At 41.0% G+C, this 15,150-nt stretch carries 15 protein-coding genes; 14 read left to right on the forward strand and 1 reads right to left on the reverse strand.

The annotated features are described in order from the left end of the window. Nucleotides 1-9: 9 nt before the first annotated feature. The 12 genes from hpsB to nusB all read left to right on the forward strand — a co-directional run bounded on the left by hpsB (nucleotide 10) and on the right by nusB (nucleotide 11,079). Nucleotides 10-750 carry a hormogonium polysaccharide secretion pseudopilin HpsB gene (hpsB, locus tag IQ276_RS13410; protein ID WP_193913622.1) on the forward strand — a complete coding sequence of 247 codons (741 nt, stop codon included), beginning with the start codon at nucleotides 10-12 and terminating at the stop codon, nucleotides 748-750. Between the two features lie 43 nt (nucleotides 751-793). Next, entirely contained in the window at nucleotides 794-1,810 is a 1,017-nt protein-coding gene (gene hpsC, locus IQ276_RS13415) for a hormogonium polysaccharide secretion pseudopilin HpsC (protein WP_193913620.1), read from the forward strand. Nucleotides 1,811-1,840: 30 nt separating this feature from the next. After that, complete coding sequence (locus IQ276_RS13420; protein WP_193913618.1) at nucleotides 1,841-2,536, forward strand: pilus assembly FimT family protein; 696 nt, start codon at nucleotides 1,841-1,843, stop codon at nucleotides 2,534-2,536. A 146-nt stretch (nucleotides 2,537-2,682) separates the two neighbouring features. After that, the gene (hpsE, locus tag IQ276_RS13425) at nucleotides 2,683-3,657 is read left to right on the forward strand and encodes a hormogonium polysaccharide biosynthesis glycosyltransferase HpsE (protein ID WP_193913616.1); all 975 of its coding nucleotides are present in this window, start codon (nucleotides 2,683-2,685) and stop codon (nucleotides 3,655-3,657) included. 2 nt (nucleotides 3,658-3,659) lie between these two features. After that, nucleotides 3,660-4,655, forward strand: coding sequence for a hormogonium polysaccharide biosynthesis glycosyltransferase HpsE (gene hpsE / locus IQ276_RS13430; RefSeq protein WP_309245593.1), 996 nt, complete (start codon nucleotides 3,660-3,662; stop codon nucleotides 4,653-4,655). 1 nt (nucleotide 4,656) lies between these two features. Further along, nucleotides 4,657-5,712 (forward strand): glycosyltransferase, encoded by a 1,056-nt coding sequence (locus IQ276_RS13435; RefSeq protein WP_193913614.1) that lies wholly within the window; start codon nucleotides 4,657-4,659, stop codon nucleotides 5,710-5,712. Then, a complete protein-coding gene (locus IQ276_RS13440; protein WP_193913612.1) occupies nucleotides 5,678-6,244 on the forward strand; it encodes a pilus assembly FimT family protein in 567 nt (188 codons plus the stop codon). Before IQ276_RS13435 ends, IQ276_RS13440 begins: the two co-directional genes overlap by 35 nt. A gap of 32 nt (nucleotides 6,245-6,276) precedes the next feature. After that, entirely contained in the window at nucleotides 6,277-6,918 is a 642-nt protein-coding gene (locus tag IQ276_RS13445; RefSeq protein WP_193913610.1) for a TIGR04282 family arsenosugar biosynthesis glycosyltransferase, read from the forward strand. Between the two features lie 409 nt (nucleotides 6,919-7,327). Beyond that, a complete protein-coding gene (gene hpsJ-B / locus IQ276_RS13450; RefSeq protein ID WP_235115640.1) occupies nucleotides 7,328-8,170 on the forward strand; it encodes a hormogonium polysaccharide biosynthesis protein HpsJ in 843 nt (280 codons plus the stop codon). Nucleotides 8,171-8,326: 156 nt separating this feature from the next. After that, nucleotides 8,327-9,235 (forward strand): glycosyltransferase family 2 protein, encoded by a 909-nt coding sequence (locus IQ276_RS13455; protein WP_193924709.1) that lies wholly within the window; start codon nucleotides 8,327-8,329, stop codon nucleotides 9,233-9,235. A gap of 366 nt (nucleotides 9,236-9,601) precedes the next feature. Beyond that, nucleotides 9,602-10,315: a DUF502 domain-containing protein gene (locus IQ276_RS13460; RefSeq protein WP_193924695.1), complete on the forward strand. Its 714-nt coding sequence runs from the start codon at nucleotides 9,602-9,604 to the stop codon at nucleotides 10,313-10,315. A gap of 122 nt (nucleotides 10,316-10,437) precedes the next feature. Next, nucleotides 10,438-11,079: a transcription antitermination factor NusB gene (nusB, locus tag IQ276_RS13465; RefSeq protein WP_190881753.1), complete on the forward strand. Its 642-nt coding sequence runs from the start codon at nucleotides 10,438-10,440 to the stop codon at nucleotides 11,077-11,079. Nucleotides 11,080-11,177: 98 nt separating this feature from the next. On the opposite strand, the gene IQ276_RS13470 is transcribed toward nusB, so the two are convergent. After that, nucleotides 11,178-11,324, reverse strand: a complete 147-nt coding sequence (locus IQ276_RS13470; RefSeq protein ID WP_235115641.1) for a hypothetical protein — start codon at nucleotides 11,322-11,324, stop codon at nucleotides 11,178-11,180. A 29-nt stretch (nucleotides 11,325-11,353) separates the two neighbouring features. Here IQ276_RS13470 and ftsY point away from each other — a divergent pair, with 29 nt between their 5' ends. Together ftsY and IQ276_RS13480 are read left to right on the forward strand one after the other, a co-directional pair. Next, complete coding sequence (gene ftsY, locus IQ276_RS13475; RefSeq protein ID WP_193919745.1) at nucleotides 11,354-13,012, forward strand: signal recognition particle-docking protein FtsY; 1,659 nt, start codon at nucleotides 11,354-11,356, stop codon at nucleotides 13,010-13,012. Between the two features lie 617 nt (nucleotides 13,013-13,629). Then, nucleotides 13,630-15,021: a PP2C family protein-serine/threonine phosphatase gene (locus tag IQ276_RS13480; RefSeq protein ID WP_193919747.1), complete on the forward strand. Its 1,392-nt coding sequence runs from the start codon at nucleotides 13,630-13,632 to the stop codon at nucleotides 15,019-15,021. Nucleotides 15,022-15,150: the final 129 nt, after the last annotated feature.

Here is a 15,150-nt window from a genome sequence, read left to right on the forward strand (position 1 = left end):
TAAATTGCCATGATGATAGGGAAACAAGCTAATAAACAAAGATTACAGGCTGCTGAAGCAGGTAAGACATCTGTATCTTATCTACGAGATGGCGAAAGGGGTTTCACTATTATTGAATCGTTGGTAGCGATACTTGTAGTTAGCGTCTTGCTAATATCGATCGCTCCGGTTCTTTCCCTCTCAGTGGCAACTCGTGTACAATCCCGAAGGATAGAATTAGCCACTCAAGCTGCCAGATCCTACATTGATGCAGTAAAGACTAAGAAAATAGTGGCTCCAGAAGCCCCTGCTAGTGACACTGCTCTGACAAATTTTGCTGCTCCCACACCTTCTGGTAGCTTTAACTGTGCAGCAAACTCTTACTGCACAACCACAGCGACTTCGGCTACACCAACAAATTTATATTGCATAGATTTTGATGGTGATAATAGCTGTCGTCATTCCAGTGTCACAGATATGGTTGTGCAGGCTTTTCGCCCTAATAACAACACTTCTGCTGCAGGATACGCTTTAGGAATACGGGTTTACAGAGCAGATGCTTTTAAGGACAGTACAGTTCTAGTCAAAAGTACTTCTTTACCCAATAATAAACAAGCTACTTTCACCGGAGGTGTCGGTCAACGCAAGGCGCCTTTAGTAGAAATAACAACAGATATCAACGACACTGTGCCTAAATATAGTGACCTTTGCACTCGTATTAAAGGACCTAATCCAACTACTAATTTAAACGATGTTGGTTGCAGTAATTGAATGTTGATTGTTAAGCATCTCTCAATAAAAGGGAAACCGCAGCATGATAAATTCACTGAAATTTATCCTGAGTATTCAATTAAAACGCTCTGGAATAAATAAGACAATTAGCGGCTTTACCCTGATTGAGCTGCTAGTAGGTATGATCATGGCAATACTAGTCATAACACCTTTAATGGCGTTTATGATTAACATTCTAGACACCGATCGCAAAGAACAAGCCAAGGTAACTTCTGAGCAAGAAATCCAAGCCGCACTAGATTATATTGCTCGTGATTTACAACAAGCAGTTTACATCTACGACGCTGATGGTTTAACCAGAGTTGCAGATACTAGTACTATTAGTAGTTCAGGCATTAAAGACCAAATACCACCACTCAAATCAGCTCCTAACTGTGATGATGTTAATATTTGCAAACCAATACTTGTTTTCTGGAAACGGGAGTTGATAGCTGATAGTGTCAAAATTAACCCCACCAGCAGTACGAGCGATCCTGCTCAAAAAGATGATGGCTTTGCTTATTCATTAGTAGGGTACTACTTAATCACCAATACAAATAATGCCAACACTACCTGGTCTAAAGAAGCACGGATTGGCAGGTTTCAACTTAAAGGGCCAGTAAACGCACCTAATACAACAATCAGCACAGGTGATACTGGGTTTAATCCACCATCACTAAATAAGAGCGGTGCTACACTCAAAAACAAGATGAATCAATGGCAGACTGCATCAGGCAGTTATACTCAACGCGTAGATACTCTGATTGATTACATTAGCACTACTGCACCTGGTCCTACAATTAACACTGGTACCACCGCTTCACCTGCTGCTGCTACATCTTGTCCTGGTACAAACCCTAGTCCAAACCTTGTAGGCAGTCAAAACAGTGGATTTTTTGCTTGTGTTGATGCCAATGAAGTATTAGCACAAGTGTACATCAGAGGTAATGCACTTGCTCGTGTACAAAATAATAACTTAGCTTACACTGATAACAAAAAAAGTTATTTTCCAAGTGCAACCATTCGAGTACAAGGACGCGGATTTTTATTTACTAAATAACCTCTAGCTAATCAATCAAAAAGGTATTGTATGTACAGTGCAGCTTTATTGAGGTTAAACAAGATTCTTCAAAAATTTGTAGTGGAAACACCAAAACAGGCTGATTTGGAAAATAGACTTCGCTATGCATCTCGATACGTGCAAAAGGATGCCGGATTTACTCTAACAGAATTCTTAGTAGTACTGCTGTTGTTTGGAATTTTAGCAGCGATCGCGGCTCCTGGTTGGCTTGCCTTTGTGAATCGACAGCGGGTAAATAAGGCTAATGATGCTGTTTTAGCTGCACTACAAGACGCACAGCGCGAAGCTAAAAATAAAAAACTTAGTTACAGTGTCAGTTTTAAAGTTGAAGATAATGTTCCGAAGTTCCTCATTCATCAGGGTGCTGTGACACCGACTTCAGATGTTGTATGGAAGTCTTTAAGTGAGAATATGGCATCTAATGCAGGACAAGTTTTGTTGTACACCAACATTGCTACTTCCAATACAAAAAATGCTACTGGTATAGTTGGTACTGCGCCAGGAACTGGTATCATCACTTTCGACTATATGGGTGCTTTGGCACATCAGTCTGGCGGTAGTGAAGCTGATATTATACCTTTAAAAGTAATGGTGGCTGTACCTAAAACAGGAACCACTGAGCCTAGTGGATTAAAACGCTGCGTTATAGTAGAAACTCTCCTTGGGGGAATGCGAACAGCGAAAGATTCTGATTGCAGCAATTAAATGTTTTTTTCTAGTGAAAGTTTTCAAAAGTTCCATATAAATACGGTACGTGAAACTGGACTTTGAGAGCAAAATTGTAAAATCCAGTTCGGTCTTTGATTTGAAATGTCTGAAAAATTGTTCTAATAAAATACAAATTTTAACAAATGACTGATTGCTTAGATTTTACTGTAGCTATCCCAACTTACAACGGTGAAAGTCGTTTGCCTGAACTACTAGAACGACTAAAAAATCAACTTCAGACCGAAAATTTATCTTGGGAAATTATAGTTGTAGATAATAACAGCACTGATAACACAGCTAAAGTTGTTCAAGCCTATCAACAAAATTGGCAATGTCCTTACCCTTTAAAGTACTGCTTTGAAGCAAAACAAGGTGCAGCTTATGCCCGAAAAAAGGCAGTAGCAGAAGCTAAGGGCAAATTAATAGGTTTTCTAGATGATGATAATTACCCGATATCAAATTGGGTAGCCGCAGCTTATAGTTTTGCCCAAAAGTATCCAAAAGCGGGAGCTTTTGCTAGCCAAATTCATCCCGACTGGGAAGTAGAACCACCAGAAAACTTCCAGCGAATCGCTCCATTCTTAGCAATTACAGAACGAGGAAATTTACCGCTATTATATGAGCCAAAAAATAAATTGCTACCTCCTTCTGCCGGACTTGTTGTCCGTAAACAAGCGTGGTTAGAAAGTTTACCGGATAAGTGTATTTTAACTGGTAGAGTCAAAGGTAATATGCTTACTAGTGAAGACTTAGAAATGTTATCTTACATCCAAAAATCAGGATGGGAAATTTGGTATAACCCAGAAATGGAAATTTCTCATAAAATACCAAGCTCGCGGTTACAAAAAGAATATTTAATTCCATTTTTTCAAGGTATTGGACTTAGCCGTTATGTAACTAGGATGGTAAATATACAACCTTGGTATAAACCGATCGCTTTTTTGGCTTACATGATAAATGACCTGCGTAAAATCACTTTACACTTACTCAAATATCGAACTAAGTTAAAACAGGATTTGGTCGCTGCTTGCGAAATGCAACTTTTTTTAAGTAGTCTAATGAGTCCGTTTTATCTTTGGAAAAATGGTTATTTGAAAAATAAATTATCAGAGTATTAAATATGATGACTGAATTAATAGTTGAAAAATTAGATATTACCCTAGCCATTCCTACATATAACGGAGCAACCCGTTTACCTAAAATTTTGGATAAGCTGTTAACTCAGACAGGAGTACAAAGCCTTAAATGGGAAATTATTATTGTTGATAATAATAGTTCTGATAACACATCTGAAATAGTAGAGAATTACCAAAAACTATTTGATGGAAACTGTCATTTAAGATATTCCTTTGAAAAAGAACAGGGAGCCGCTTTTGCACGATTGCGGGCAGTACGCGAAGCTAGAGGCGAGCTAATTGGATTTTTAGATGATGATAACTTACCTGCACTTGATTGGTTAGGAGAAGCATATGCCTTTGGATTAGAACATCCTCAAGCAGGTGTTTGGAGTGGGCAAATTCATGGTGATTTTGAAGTCAAACCACCAGAAAATTTTGAAAAAATTCAAGCTTTTTTGGCTATCAGAGAACATGGTTCAAATCCACATTTATTTGATGCGGATAATTTAAGACTTCCCCCTGGTGCTGCGATTGTTGTCCGCAAACAAGCATGGTGTGAAAATGTCCCGCAACGACCCATTTTAAGTGGCAAGTTACCTGGTATTTTAGTGCAAGGTGAGGACTATGAACCTTTACTTTATATACATTATGCAGGCTGGGAAATTTGGTATAACCCTACCATGCATACTTACCATCAAATACCACACTGGCGATTTGAAAGAGATTACCTACTAAATTTGGCACGCGGCTGTGGCTTGTGTATTTTCCAACTACGTTTGATAAATGCTAAAAATTGGCAAAAACCAATAGTGTTTGTGAAAACTGTTTTAGGAAATTTGCGTCGAGTATTACATTATATTATTAAGTATAAAGGACAATTAAGAAGTAATCTAGTTGCACTTTTTGAAATAGAATTTTACTTGGCTAGTATGATTAGTCCTTTTTATTACTTTAAATGTAATTTAGGGAAATTCTTCAAAAAGAAAGTAGCCGTATAAAATGATTAATTCTAGTCAAATATTGCCTAAAATCTCTGTAATTATACCTGCTTACAATAGTGAAAGCACTATTAGTCATACAATTAATTCTGTTCTGAATCAAACTTTTACTAACCTAGAATTAATTGTAATTAATGATGGTTCACAAGACTCTACTTTAGATATTGTTACACAAATCCAAGACCCTCGAATCAAAGTATTTTCTTATCCCAATGCGGGCGGAAACGTAAGTCGTAACCGAGGACTACACCTTGCAGTTGGAGAATTTGTTAGTTTCTTAGATGCTGACGATCTTTGGACACCTGATAAACTTCAATCTCAATTAAAGGCTTTGCAAGAAAATTTGACTGCGAAAGTTGCTTATAGCTGGACTGATTATATTGATGCAAATGGGAAATTTGTACTTTCAGGCAAGCGCATTAATCTAAATGGTGATGTTTATGAAACTTTATTAGTCACTAACTTTCTAGAAAATGGCTCTAATCCCTTAATTTGTAGAAAAGCTTTAATGACATTAGGTGGCTTTGACGAATCGCTGGCTGCCGCTCAGGATTGGGATATGTGGCTGCGATTAGCTTCTAAATTTGATTTTATATGTGTACCATCTGTACAAATCTTATACCGAATTAGTGCTAATTCAGTATCTTCCAATCTTGTCAGACAGGAAAAAGCGTGCTTGCAACTGCTTGAAAGAGCATACCAAGAAAGACCTTCAGCAATTAAACAAACTTGGAATACAAGCATTGCAAATTTATACAAGTACCTCACGTGCAAAGCCCTACAAAAGCCATTAAATCGACAAAAAGGTTTAACTGCGGCTAAATTTCTCTGGAAATATTTTCTTAATGACTCTTCAAGATTTCAAAATATAAATTTTAGCTCAAAACTATTATTGAAAATTGCCATAATCCTGATCATGCCCAGCTTATTGCACAGCATTACTAACCAGGGTGAACTCAAAAGCCAAGAAACTGAAATATTACTAAACACTTGGGTAAGTGAAAAAAGACCAGAAAATAAAAATGAATACCCAGGTGCATTTACCATCTCTAGCTAATGCAAAAAATGTTTTGAATAATAGCTATAACAGTGGTTTTACTCTACCAGAAACTTTATTAGTCGTTCTATTAATTGGTATATTAGCCACGCTAGGGATACCAAACTGGATGGCTTTTGTGGCTACTCGCCGCCTTAACACTGCTCAAAACGAAGTTTACCATGCGATGCGCCAAGCCCAAAGGCAAGCCACCAAGGACAAATTTACTTGGCAAGCTAGTTTTCGTGAACAAAACGGCATTGTTCAATGGGCTGTTCATCCCGCTACAGTAAACCCATCTAACGCTAACTGGAATAATTTAGATTCTAATGTGCAGTTAGATGCAGAAACGACCTTACAAATTTCAAATGGCGTTAGGCAAATTAAATTTGATTACAGAGGTAATATTGTTTCGCTACCGCGTAGTATAACTATCTCCAGCAAATATGGTGGTAAAACTAAACGTTGCGTCTATATCTCTACGATTTTAGGAGCAATGCGAATGGCAAAAGAGCGCCCTACACCCAACAATGAGGGTGATTATTGCTATTAAGATGTTCTTAGTTTATTCAAATAAGGTATTGCGTGCTGAACTTCCCAGCAAGCCCAAAACAACACTTGATTATTTTCACTCGCTATCCTGAACCAGGGAAGACGAAAACCCGATTGATACCTGTTTTAGGATCTGTTGGGGCTGCTAATCTTCAACGACAAATGACTGAATATACAATATTTCAGGTTAAAGAATTACAAAAATTCATTGACATATCTGTAGAAGTACGCTTTGCAGGTGGTGATTTGCAACTTATGCAAGACTGGCTGGGCTTAGATTTAGTTTACCAGTCTCAAGGTGAAGGGGATCTAGGTTCGCGGATGGCGCGATCGCTTTTCGAGGCTTTTCAATCTGGTGCAGAAAAAGCAATTATCATCGGTACAGATTGTCCTGGAGTAAATGCTCAAATTCTAGCGACAGCATTTGATCAGTTACACACCTTTGACCTGGTACTTGGCCCAGCAATAGACGGTGGATATTACTTAATTGGTTTGCGCCAACCCATCCCAGAGTTATTCGCTAACATCGAATGGGGAACTGCTCAAGTATTCCAGAAAACTGTGGAGATTGCTCAAAAGCTTAATTTATCACAAGTAAACTTGACACCTTTAGCCGACGTTGACCGACCGGAGGATCTACCAATTTGGGGACAAGCCTTTGTGGGAGAGGGATGAGGGAGGAAGAAGACACGGGGACGCGGGGAGACGGAGAGAAGTCGGAGCGCCTGCTTCCGGTGATCTCAGCTTCGGAGGACGCGGTGAGGAAGTCAAAGTTTTGGGTATTACTTCCTTGAAGTCGCCAGAGGCACTCAAAGTTCTGGCCGTGGTTTTCGTCGAGTATCCAGAGTGACTGATCTAAATCTACAGCCCCGCATGAGCTTCGTATCTTCAAATACTAGGAATTTCCTGAAGACACTGGGCATAACAAATGCTACTGTGGCCTAGTTGAAAACCAAGAGACCGAGAGGTTTCACCGTTATTGAATCTGGTTTGTGTTTCTATAGAACATTTACGGTCATGGGCACAATATTCAAGTAACTTGAAATATGAAAATCACTCGTATTCACCGCAAGTTTGAAAAACTATGGTTAACCGTTTTACTTCCGCTAGTACTGCCCTCACAGTTAAGGTAGTTGGAATAATCTGCATTTTGTCGTTTTTTGTTGACTTTTTGATTCTCTTGTTACCCTTTCAACCAACCGATCGCGCTTGGCAAATAAATTTGGCCACAGCCCTAGTGGATCGGGGAATTGTTCCTTTAGTAGGCTTGGGGCTTTTGTTTGCTGGACATTGGATTGATAGTGCTGATGCAGGAAGCGATCGCCCCCAAGGTGTTGATTTAAGATTTCCGGCTTTGATTCTCTCAAGTATCTTAGGGTTGATGTTCTTGCTAATTTTTCCCCTGCACCTCAATAATGTGAATCAAGCTAAAACTCAAACGATTAATCGAATCACCCAAGAAGCAGACCAAGCTGAAACCCAACTTAACAATCGGTTATCGCAATTGCAAGCACAACTGAATACTGAACAAGGAAAAGCTCAGCTAGAACAGCTGCGGAATCAAACCAAAGCTCAGTTTACTGAACTACTCAAAGATGAGCAAAGATACAAGCAAGCACTTGAAAGCTCCCAAATTCCTCCAGCGATCAAAGAGTTACTAAAGAAGGCTAAGACAGATCCTCAAGCACTTGACAAAGCGATCGAACAACAAACAGATATTCAGACGCTGAGAACTCAACAATTGAGCCAAATTCGCCAACGCAGGGATGAAACTGTAAATCAAGCTAAAGATACCGCATGGAAGTCTGGACTGCGGATTGGTATTAGCAGTTTGCTGTTGTCTATTGGTTACATTATCATCGGCTGGACAGGTTTAAGAAGCAGAGGTGCTTTACAAGGTGGTAAACCTAAAGCTACCGCACGCTAATTTTTTCGGGAGTGGGGAGTGGGGAGTGGGGGAGATGAGGGAGATGGGGAAGAATAACTAATCACTCCTAACTCCTAACTCCTAACTTCTAACTCCTAACTTCTAACTTCTAACTTCTAAGTCCTAACTCCTTACTCTTAATATAAAACTTGGGGAATGTTCTCAATTTACATACTGACATATAACGAAGAACTAGATATTGCTGCTTGTATCGAATCGGCGATGCTATCGGATGACATCATTGTTGTAGACTCATGCAGTAGCGATCGCACTGTGGAAATTGCCAATCGCTATCCCATCCGCGTTGTCCAACACGCCTTTGAAAGCCACGGACGCCAACGCACCTGGATGTTAGAGTCTATTTCCCCGAAGTACGAATGGGTTTACATTCTCGAAGCTGACGAACGGATGACACCGGAATTGTTCACCGAATGCCAAAAGGCAAGTCAGAATCCAGACTACATCGGCTACTATGTGGCTGAACGCGTCATGTTCATGAATCGCTGGATTCGCTACAGCACACAGTACCCACGTTACCAAATGCGCCTGTTTCGCCACGGGAAAGTTTGGTTTACTGACTACGGCCACACTGAACGAGAAGTTTGTGACGGTCCAACTAACTTTATAAAAGAAACATATCCCCACTACACTTGTAGCAAAGGCCTAAGTCGCTGGATTGAAAAACATAACCGTTATTCCACTGATGAAGCTCAAGAAACTCTATATCAATTAGAGCAAGGAAAGGTAAACTGGCAAGATTTATTCTTTGGCAAGTCAGAAGTCGAAAGACGCCGCGCCCTGAAAGACTTGTCTTTGCGTCTACCTGCTAGACCCTTGTTACGCTTTATGTATATGTATTTTATGTTGGGCGGTTGCTTAGACGGAGGTGCTGGTCTTGCTTGGTGTACATTGCAAGCATTCTACGAATACTTGATTTTGCTCAAAGTTTGGGAAATGAAGTATCTACCAAAACCTGACTTAAACACAACAGCAATTCTGACGCAGGAAAGTACACAACAGGTGCAGTGCACGACTTCAGAAACTACACATGCTGATGCAGTATAAGGTCTGAACCTGCTGCCATCGAATTCATCAATAAGTAGGGGCGCACAGATGTGCGCCCCTACGCGTGTTTCATTTATAATAAGTTAATATTTTTAACGGGGTTTTTTCAGAAAAGCTGCTCCTGTGAATATGTAAGTGATTGACCAGATAAAATAATTCTTCAGCTTACCTCGTCCTGCTTTGACAATCTTGGGCAGCTTTTCATTGAACGCGGTAAATTAGTAATAACTTAAGAGACTCGTAACAATCATTTACAAGTCTTGCAAAGAAAAGTAACATTCCCTGAGAATAACCATTTGTTATTCGGTTGGTGCATGTCTGTGTCTATCCTTGTAGGAAAATAGCTTAAAACAGGAGAATCGAGGCTTGGTAATCGATCGCCTAAAACAGGACTTAAAAAATGACCTGATTGCTGGTTTGTTGGTAGTTATTCCCCTAGCAACTACCATCTGGCTAACAATTACCATTGCTACTTGGGTAATCAACTTTCTCACCCAAATTCCCAAACAACTAAATCCCTTTGATGGGCTGCACCCAATATTAGTAAATATACTGAACCTTGTAGTGGGGCTGGCTGTACCATTACTGAGTATTCTTGTGATTGGGTTGATGGCCAGGAATATTGCTGGGCGCTGGTTGCTAGATTTTGGTGAGCGGTTATTACAGGCAATTCCTTTAGCTGGACAGGTATATAAAACACTCAAGCAGCTTTTAGAAACAATTCTAAAAGATTCCAATGGCAAGTTTCGGCGTGTAGTTTTAGTAGAGTATCCCCGCCGAGGAATTTGGGCGATCGGCTTTGTTACCGGTGCAATTAGCGGTGATATCCAAGCCCAGATGTCTCGCCCCATGCTAAGTGTTTTTATCCCCACCACCCCGAATCCTACTACTGGATGGTATGCAGCCGTTCCTGAGGATGAGGTGGTGAACTTATCCATGTCAATTGAAGACGCTTTTAAAATAGTTGTGTCAGGTGGAATTGTTGCCCCCAGTACACCCCTGATTCTCCCCAAAGAGTCCACATTGGAAATGAAACACGACGAAATCAAACAGCAAGTTCTTCATGTGGAAGAAACTTAAACTCTATCTGGCAAAGTCACAAGCAAATGCGTAATTTTGTTGTTGGACTGTGCCAAAATTGATAGACTTATAAGCTTGTCCCGCCTGGTTAATCAATTCTCGCACAATCAACCCTCAGTTTTATGCAACCTCGTAAACCCCAACAAATTGCTCGTGAGTTGGCGCTTTTAAGCCTTAGCCAACTGCCAGTCAACCCGAAGAAATTAGATAAATTGGAAGACGAGCAACTAGTATCAAAGTTGGTACTAGGAGCAGTACGCACCTTGACCACGGAAGTGCAAGATACCCTCAATAATGCCGCAGGTGAACTGCAACGCAGTAACGATCGCCTTTTAAGTAGCCAAACTCGCGCCGCTGACCTCAATACAGCTAGAACAATGCTCCAAGAGGCGATCGCATCTACCCAGACAGCAATCAATCAGTTAGGTACGGCTGTTGATTTTCCAGAATTAATTCAGCTAGCTAATCAGGACAAGGGAGTTCGCAATTACGCTAAAGAGCTTGTAATTACAGTCAACGAAAATCGACAAATTATAGATGAACTCATATCTAATGCCCTCGTAGATTGGCAAGTAACTCGACTCGCCCAAATTGATCGAGATATCCTGCAAATCGCTGTGGCAGAAATGAAATTATTGGGAGTTCCAGACAGCATTGCCATCAACGAAGCAGTGGAGCTAGCCAAACGGTACAGTGGAGACGAAGGTCATCGGTTTATTAACGGTGTTTTGCGCCGAGTCAGCGAGCAGAAGAAAAGTGCATAGATGAGGGAGATGAGGGAGATGAGGGAGATGAGGGAGATGAGGGAGATGAGGGAGATGAGGAGCAGGGGAGGCAGGGGAGGCAGGAGGAGAAAGAATAACTAATGCCCAATGCCCAATGCCCAATGCCCAATGCCCAATGCCCCATGCCCAATGCCCAATGCCCCGTGCCCAATGCCCCATGCCCAATGCCCAATGCCCAATGCCCAATGCCCCGTGCCCCAAGTTAAATTAAACTCATAATTCATAACTTATAACAACAACTAATACTGCTGCAATGGTTTTTAATTGGTTCCGTCGTCAACATAATGATTCCTCTGACACCTCCTCTCTTGAGAAGCAGGAAGAAACTCCTCCTGTACAAGAACCCCAACCAGAGACAGCCGAAACTTCGTCAGATACAACAGCAGACTTATTGGCGTTTGCTAAAGCTGCTTACAAAAATATTCAACAAAAACAACAATCTCAGGTACTAGAAACCCCGGCTGATTCAGCAGATGCCATTGCCTCAACAGAACCACTTGATACCACTGAAACGGCAACTTCTGAAATAGAAACTGTACAAACAGAAGTAACTGAGGAATCTGCTGTCACAACTTCAGAAACAACCCAGGCAGAAGGTATCCAAACAACTACAGAAGAATCTAATACCACAGATGAAGAAAGTACAGAAGATTCTTTAGTAGCCCCAATTGGCGATCAGCCAGATGTTCAAGGCTCAGAATTGACCGCAAGTGAAGTTGAGACAACATCCGTCGAACTGCTAACTACGCCAGAGACAACACAGCCAACAGTACCGTCCTTCTTAGAACGGGCGGCGGCGGAACGGCAAGCAAAGCTGGAACAACTCATAGCCACCGCCATTGAAATTCCAGAACCAGAGGTAGTACAGCCAGTATCAAAAACAGCAGAGGAAATCCCCGAACTAGTATTTGATGATGGATTTGTCTGGTCAGCGGAAGTTTTAGCAGCCCAAGGTAGACGCGCCCAAGACATTTCTATTGAAGAAATTACCTGGTTGAAAAAGCTGCGGCAAGGCTTAGACAAAACTCGTCGTAGCATTCTCAACCAACTAAAAGCGATCGTTGGTAAAGGGCCGCTTAACCAAGCAGCTGTATCAGAAATTGAGGCGTTGCTGCTGCAAGCGGATGTGGGTGTAGAGGCCACAGACTTGATTATTGATGCCCTACAGAAAAAATTACTCCAAGAAGTCACCCCACCAGAAGAAGCGATCGCTTACCTGAAAAAAATCATTCGGGATATGCTGGATGCACCAAGCAAAACATCCCACAAATCTAGCTTTACTCCAGAAAAGGAAACTTTAAATATTTGGTTAATCACTGGGGTAAATGGTGCTGGGAAAACTACCACCATTGGCAAAATTGCTCATTTGGGGCAAAAATCTGGCTATAAATGCTTGATTGGCGCAGCAGATACCTTCCGCGCCGCCGCTGTGGAACAAGTCAAGGTTTGGGGTAATAGAAGTGGTGTGGAAGTCATTGCTAACCCTGGAAAAAATACAGATCCAGCAGCAGTTGTATTTGATGCGATCGCTGCCGCCCAAGCGCGTCAAACAGAATTACTTCTTGTAGATACTGCTGGACGACTGCAAAACAAGAAAAATTTAATGGACGAACTCAGTAAAATTCGGCGAATTATCGACAAAAAAGCCCCAAATGCGAAAGTGGAATCACTGTTGGTTCTAGATGCCACTTTAGGTCAAAATGGACTGCGGCAAGCCGAAGTTTTCTCCCAAGCTGCCCAACTTAGTGGCGTTGTCTTAACCAAGCTAGATGGCACTGCCAAAGGCGGCGTTGCCCTTGCTGTTGTCCAGCAACTGGGTTTACCTATTCGCTTTATTGGTGCTGGCGAAGGAATTGAAGACCTGCGCCCCTTTTCTAGCTACGAGTTTGTCGAAGCCCTCTTGAGTGGCTAGTAGTCCATCAAGGAAAAATTGACAGCTTGAAGGGGAAACAGGGGCGGGGAGAGTTTTAAATTCTGCTAAGTTGGCTTCACAAACCACTAGCTGAAAAATCGAGTTTAAAAATTTTGCTTGACAAATTGATACATTTAGGTGTTACTTAATCTGGTATCATCGCTTGAACTAACCACAAACAAAATACTAGAAACAGCTTAAGTCCTAAGATATCAACTGTTTGGTCCTTAGTCATTGGTCTAAAAAAATGACTAAGGACAAAGGACAAAAACAAACACTTACTCCAAAAACCTCAGGAATTATTCTTTTATGAAAGTATTTTTACGACTAGAGAGATATGCTTTGATAATTAAGTTATGAAAAAATGAGAAGCTTTCTGAACTATCATTCAAAACTAGCGAACTAAATGATTAGGTTTTAATTAAAAATACATGATTTTAAGTTTTAATATTCAATCAGGAATGTAATAAGCAAATAAAATACTCACAAAAGTTACCTGTTACGTCTTTATACTCTTGCTAAAGTGACAAGTCTTGTCTAATTATGGTTTAGCAATGCCAAAGCCAAAAGATTTATAAGTAATCTCAAACCTACCAATATAAAGTTTAATAGTACCTGTGCCTGTGTCTCAACTGCCCTCTCAACCCACTGACAACAATAGTAGTGCTGCGACTGATGTCACACCAGTCGTGGCACTGAAAGAACTCGTGGCAAGGTTGCACCGGGAACAGAATAAAATTCAAGATTTACTAAGTTCTTTAGGATTTGCACTGAGAAGCTTCAATAATTTGAATCAGTTTTTGGAGCTGATCCCGCTGATGGCAACAAGGGTAACAGATGCCGATGGTAGTGCCCTGTTTCTCTACAAACCGAATGGTCAAGTCAGGTTAGAGCAACTACATTGGCAAGATAGTAACCAGCGTAAGAATATCCGCAAAGCGCTAGAAATAGCCAGCAGTCAAATCACGCTGATGCCCAATAGTGCCCCTTTAGCAAATGCTACGGGGATTTTGGATGACCAAATGCATCGGTATTTGGGGCCAGATGTGCAAATCTTTGGTACGGCGATTTTGGTAAAGCATACAGAACGGGGTTGGCTGTATGTTTTGAGCCGCGATCCAGAATATAGTTGGACAGAAACTAGACAAAAGTTAGTTAGGTTAGTGGCAGACCAAACAGCAGTAGCGATCGAAAACGATGAACTAGCTGTAGAACTGAGAAAAAAAGAGCGTTTAGACCAAGAACTAGAAATTGGCGCAGAAATTCAACGGCGACTTCTGCCACGCCAATGTCCTACAATTCCTGGTGCAGTCTTGGCGGCACGCTGTAAACCTGCCAATCGGGTGGGTGGAGACTATTACGACTTTATTGTGACCAATAACAATCAAATTCAGCTAAACACTAAAGGTGGTGCAGCAAGTAGTCGCTGGGGTTTGGTGATTGGGGATGTTATGGGCAAAGGTGTTCCCGCTGGGCTGATTATGACGATGATGCGGGGAATGTTACGAGGAGAAGTGTTACACGGTAATTCTCCAGCCGGAATTCTGCAAAACTTAAATCGAGTTATGTATGCGGATTTAGAAAATTCCCATCGTTTTGTCACACTATTTTACTCAGAATATAATCCCCAGAGTCGAATTTTGTCCTATAGCAATGCGGCACACAATCCTCCTTTATGGTGGCACGCAGCTACGAAGACTGTCAGCCGCTTAGATACCTTAGGAATGCTAATTGGTTTGGATGCTAACAGTCAATATGAAGATGCCCAGGCACAGTTAGAACCTGGGGATACAATTATTTACTATACAGATGGTTTGACCGATGCTGCTGCTGCCAGTGGCGATCGCTTTGACGAAGAAAACTTTATCACTGATTTCAATACGGCTTGTAAGTATTGCAATGGGCCACAGGAAATTGTGGATTATTTATTTGACCAAGTTCAGAAATTCATCGGTGCTGATAAGCAAAATACCGATGATATGACACTAGTTGTTTTGCAAATTATTTAGTTATTAGTTATTAGTCATTTGTCATTTGTCAGCTTAAAACGCATCTAAATCGCAGAATTGAATTAAATCAAACTCTTGCGGGGTCGGCATCTTGCCCGCCTAATTATGCAATTTAAATGTGGAACAGTT

This window comes from Desmonostoc muscorum LEGE 12446 (assembly GCF_015207005.2).
GTDB lineage: Bacteria > Cyanobacteriota > Cyanobacteriia > Cyanobacteriales > Nostocaceae > Nostoc > Nostoc muscorum.

Excerpts from the sequence above, each read along its gene's own strand:
- hpsB (WP_193913622.1), top strand. The coding sequence starts at position 10 with ATGATGATAGGGAAACAAGCTAATAAACAAAGATTACAGGCTGCTGAA.
- hpsC (WP_193913620.1), top strand. The coding sequence starts at position 794 with ATGATAAATTCACTGAAATTTATCCTGAGTATTCAATTAAAACGCTCT.
- IQ276_RS13420 (WP_193913618.1), top strand. The coding sequence starts at position 1,841 with ATGTACAGTGCAGCTTTATTGAGGTTAAACAAGATTCTTCAAAAATTT.
- hpsE (WP_193913616.1), top strand. The coding sequence starts at position 2,683 with ATGACTGATTGCTTAGATTTTACTGTAGCTATCCCAACTTACAACGGT.
- hpsE (WP_309245593.1), top strand. The coding sequence starts at position 3,660 with ATGATGACTGAATTAATAGTTGAAAAATTAGATATTACCCTAGCCATT.
- IQ276_RS13435 (WP_193913614.1), top strand. The coding sequence starts at position 4,657 with ATGATTAATTCTAGTCAAATATTGCCTAAAATCTCTGTAATTATACCT.
- IQ276_RS13440 (WP_193913612.1), top strand. The coding sequence starts at position 5,678 with ATGAATACCCAGGTGCATTTACCATCTCTAGCTAATGCAAAAAATGTT.
- hpsJ-B (WP_235115640.1), top strand. The coding sequence starts at position 7,328 with ATGGTTAACCGTTTTACTTCCGCTAGTACTGCCCTCACAGTTAAGGTA.
- IQ276_RS13455 (WP_193924709.1), top strand. The coding sequence starts at position 8,327 with ATGTTCTCAATTTACATACTGACATATAACGAAGAACTAGATATTGCT.
- nusB (WP_190881753.1), top strand. The coding sequence starts at position 10,438 with ATGCAACCTCGTAAACCCCAACAAATTGCTCGTGAGTTGGCGCTTTTA.
- IQ276_RS13470 (WP_235115641.1), bottom strand. The coding sequence starts at position 11,324 with ATGAATTATGAGTTTAATTTAACTTGGGGCACGGGGCATTGGGCATTG.
- ftsY (WP_193919745.1), top strand. The coding sequence starts at position 11,354 with ATGGTTTTTAATTGGTTCCGTCGTCAACATAATGATTCCTCTGACACC.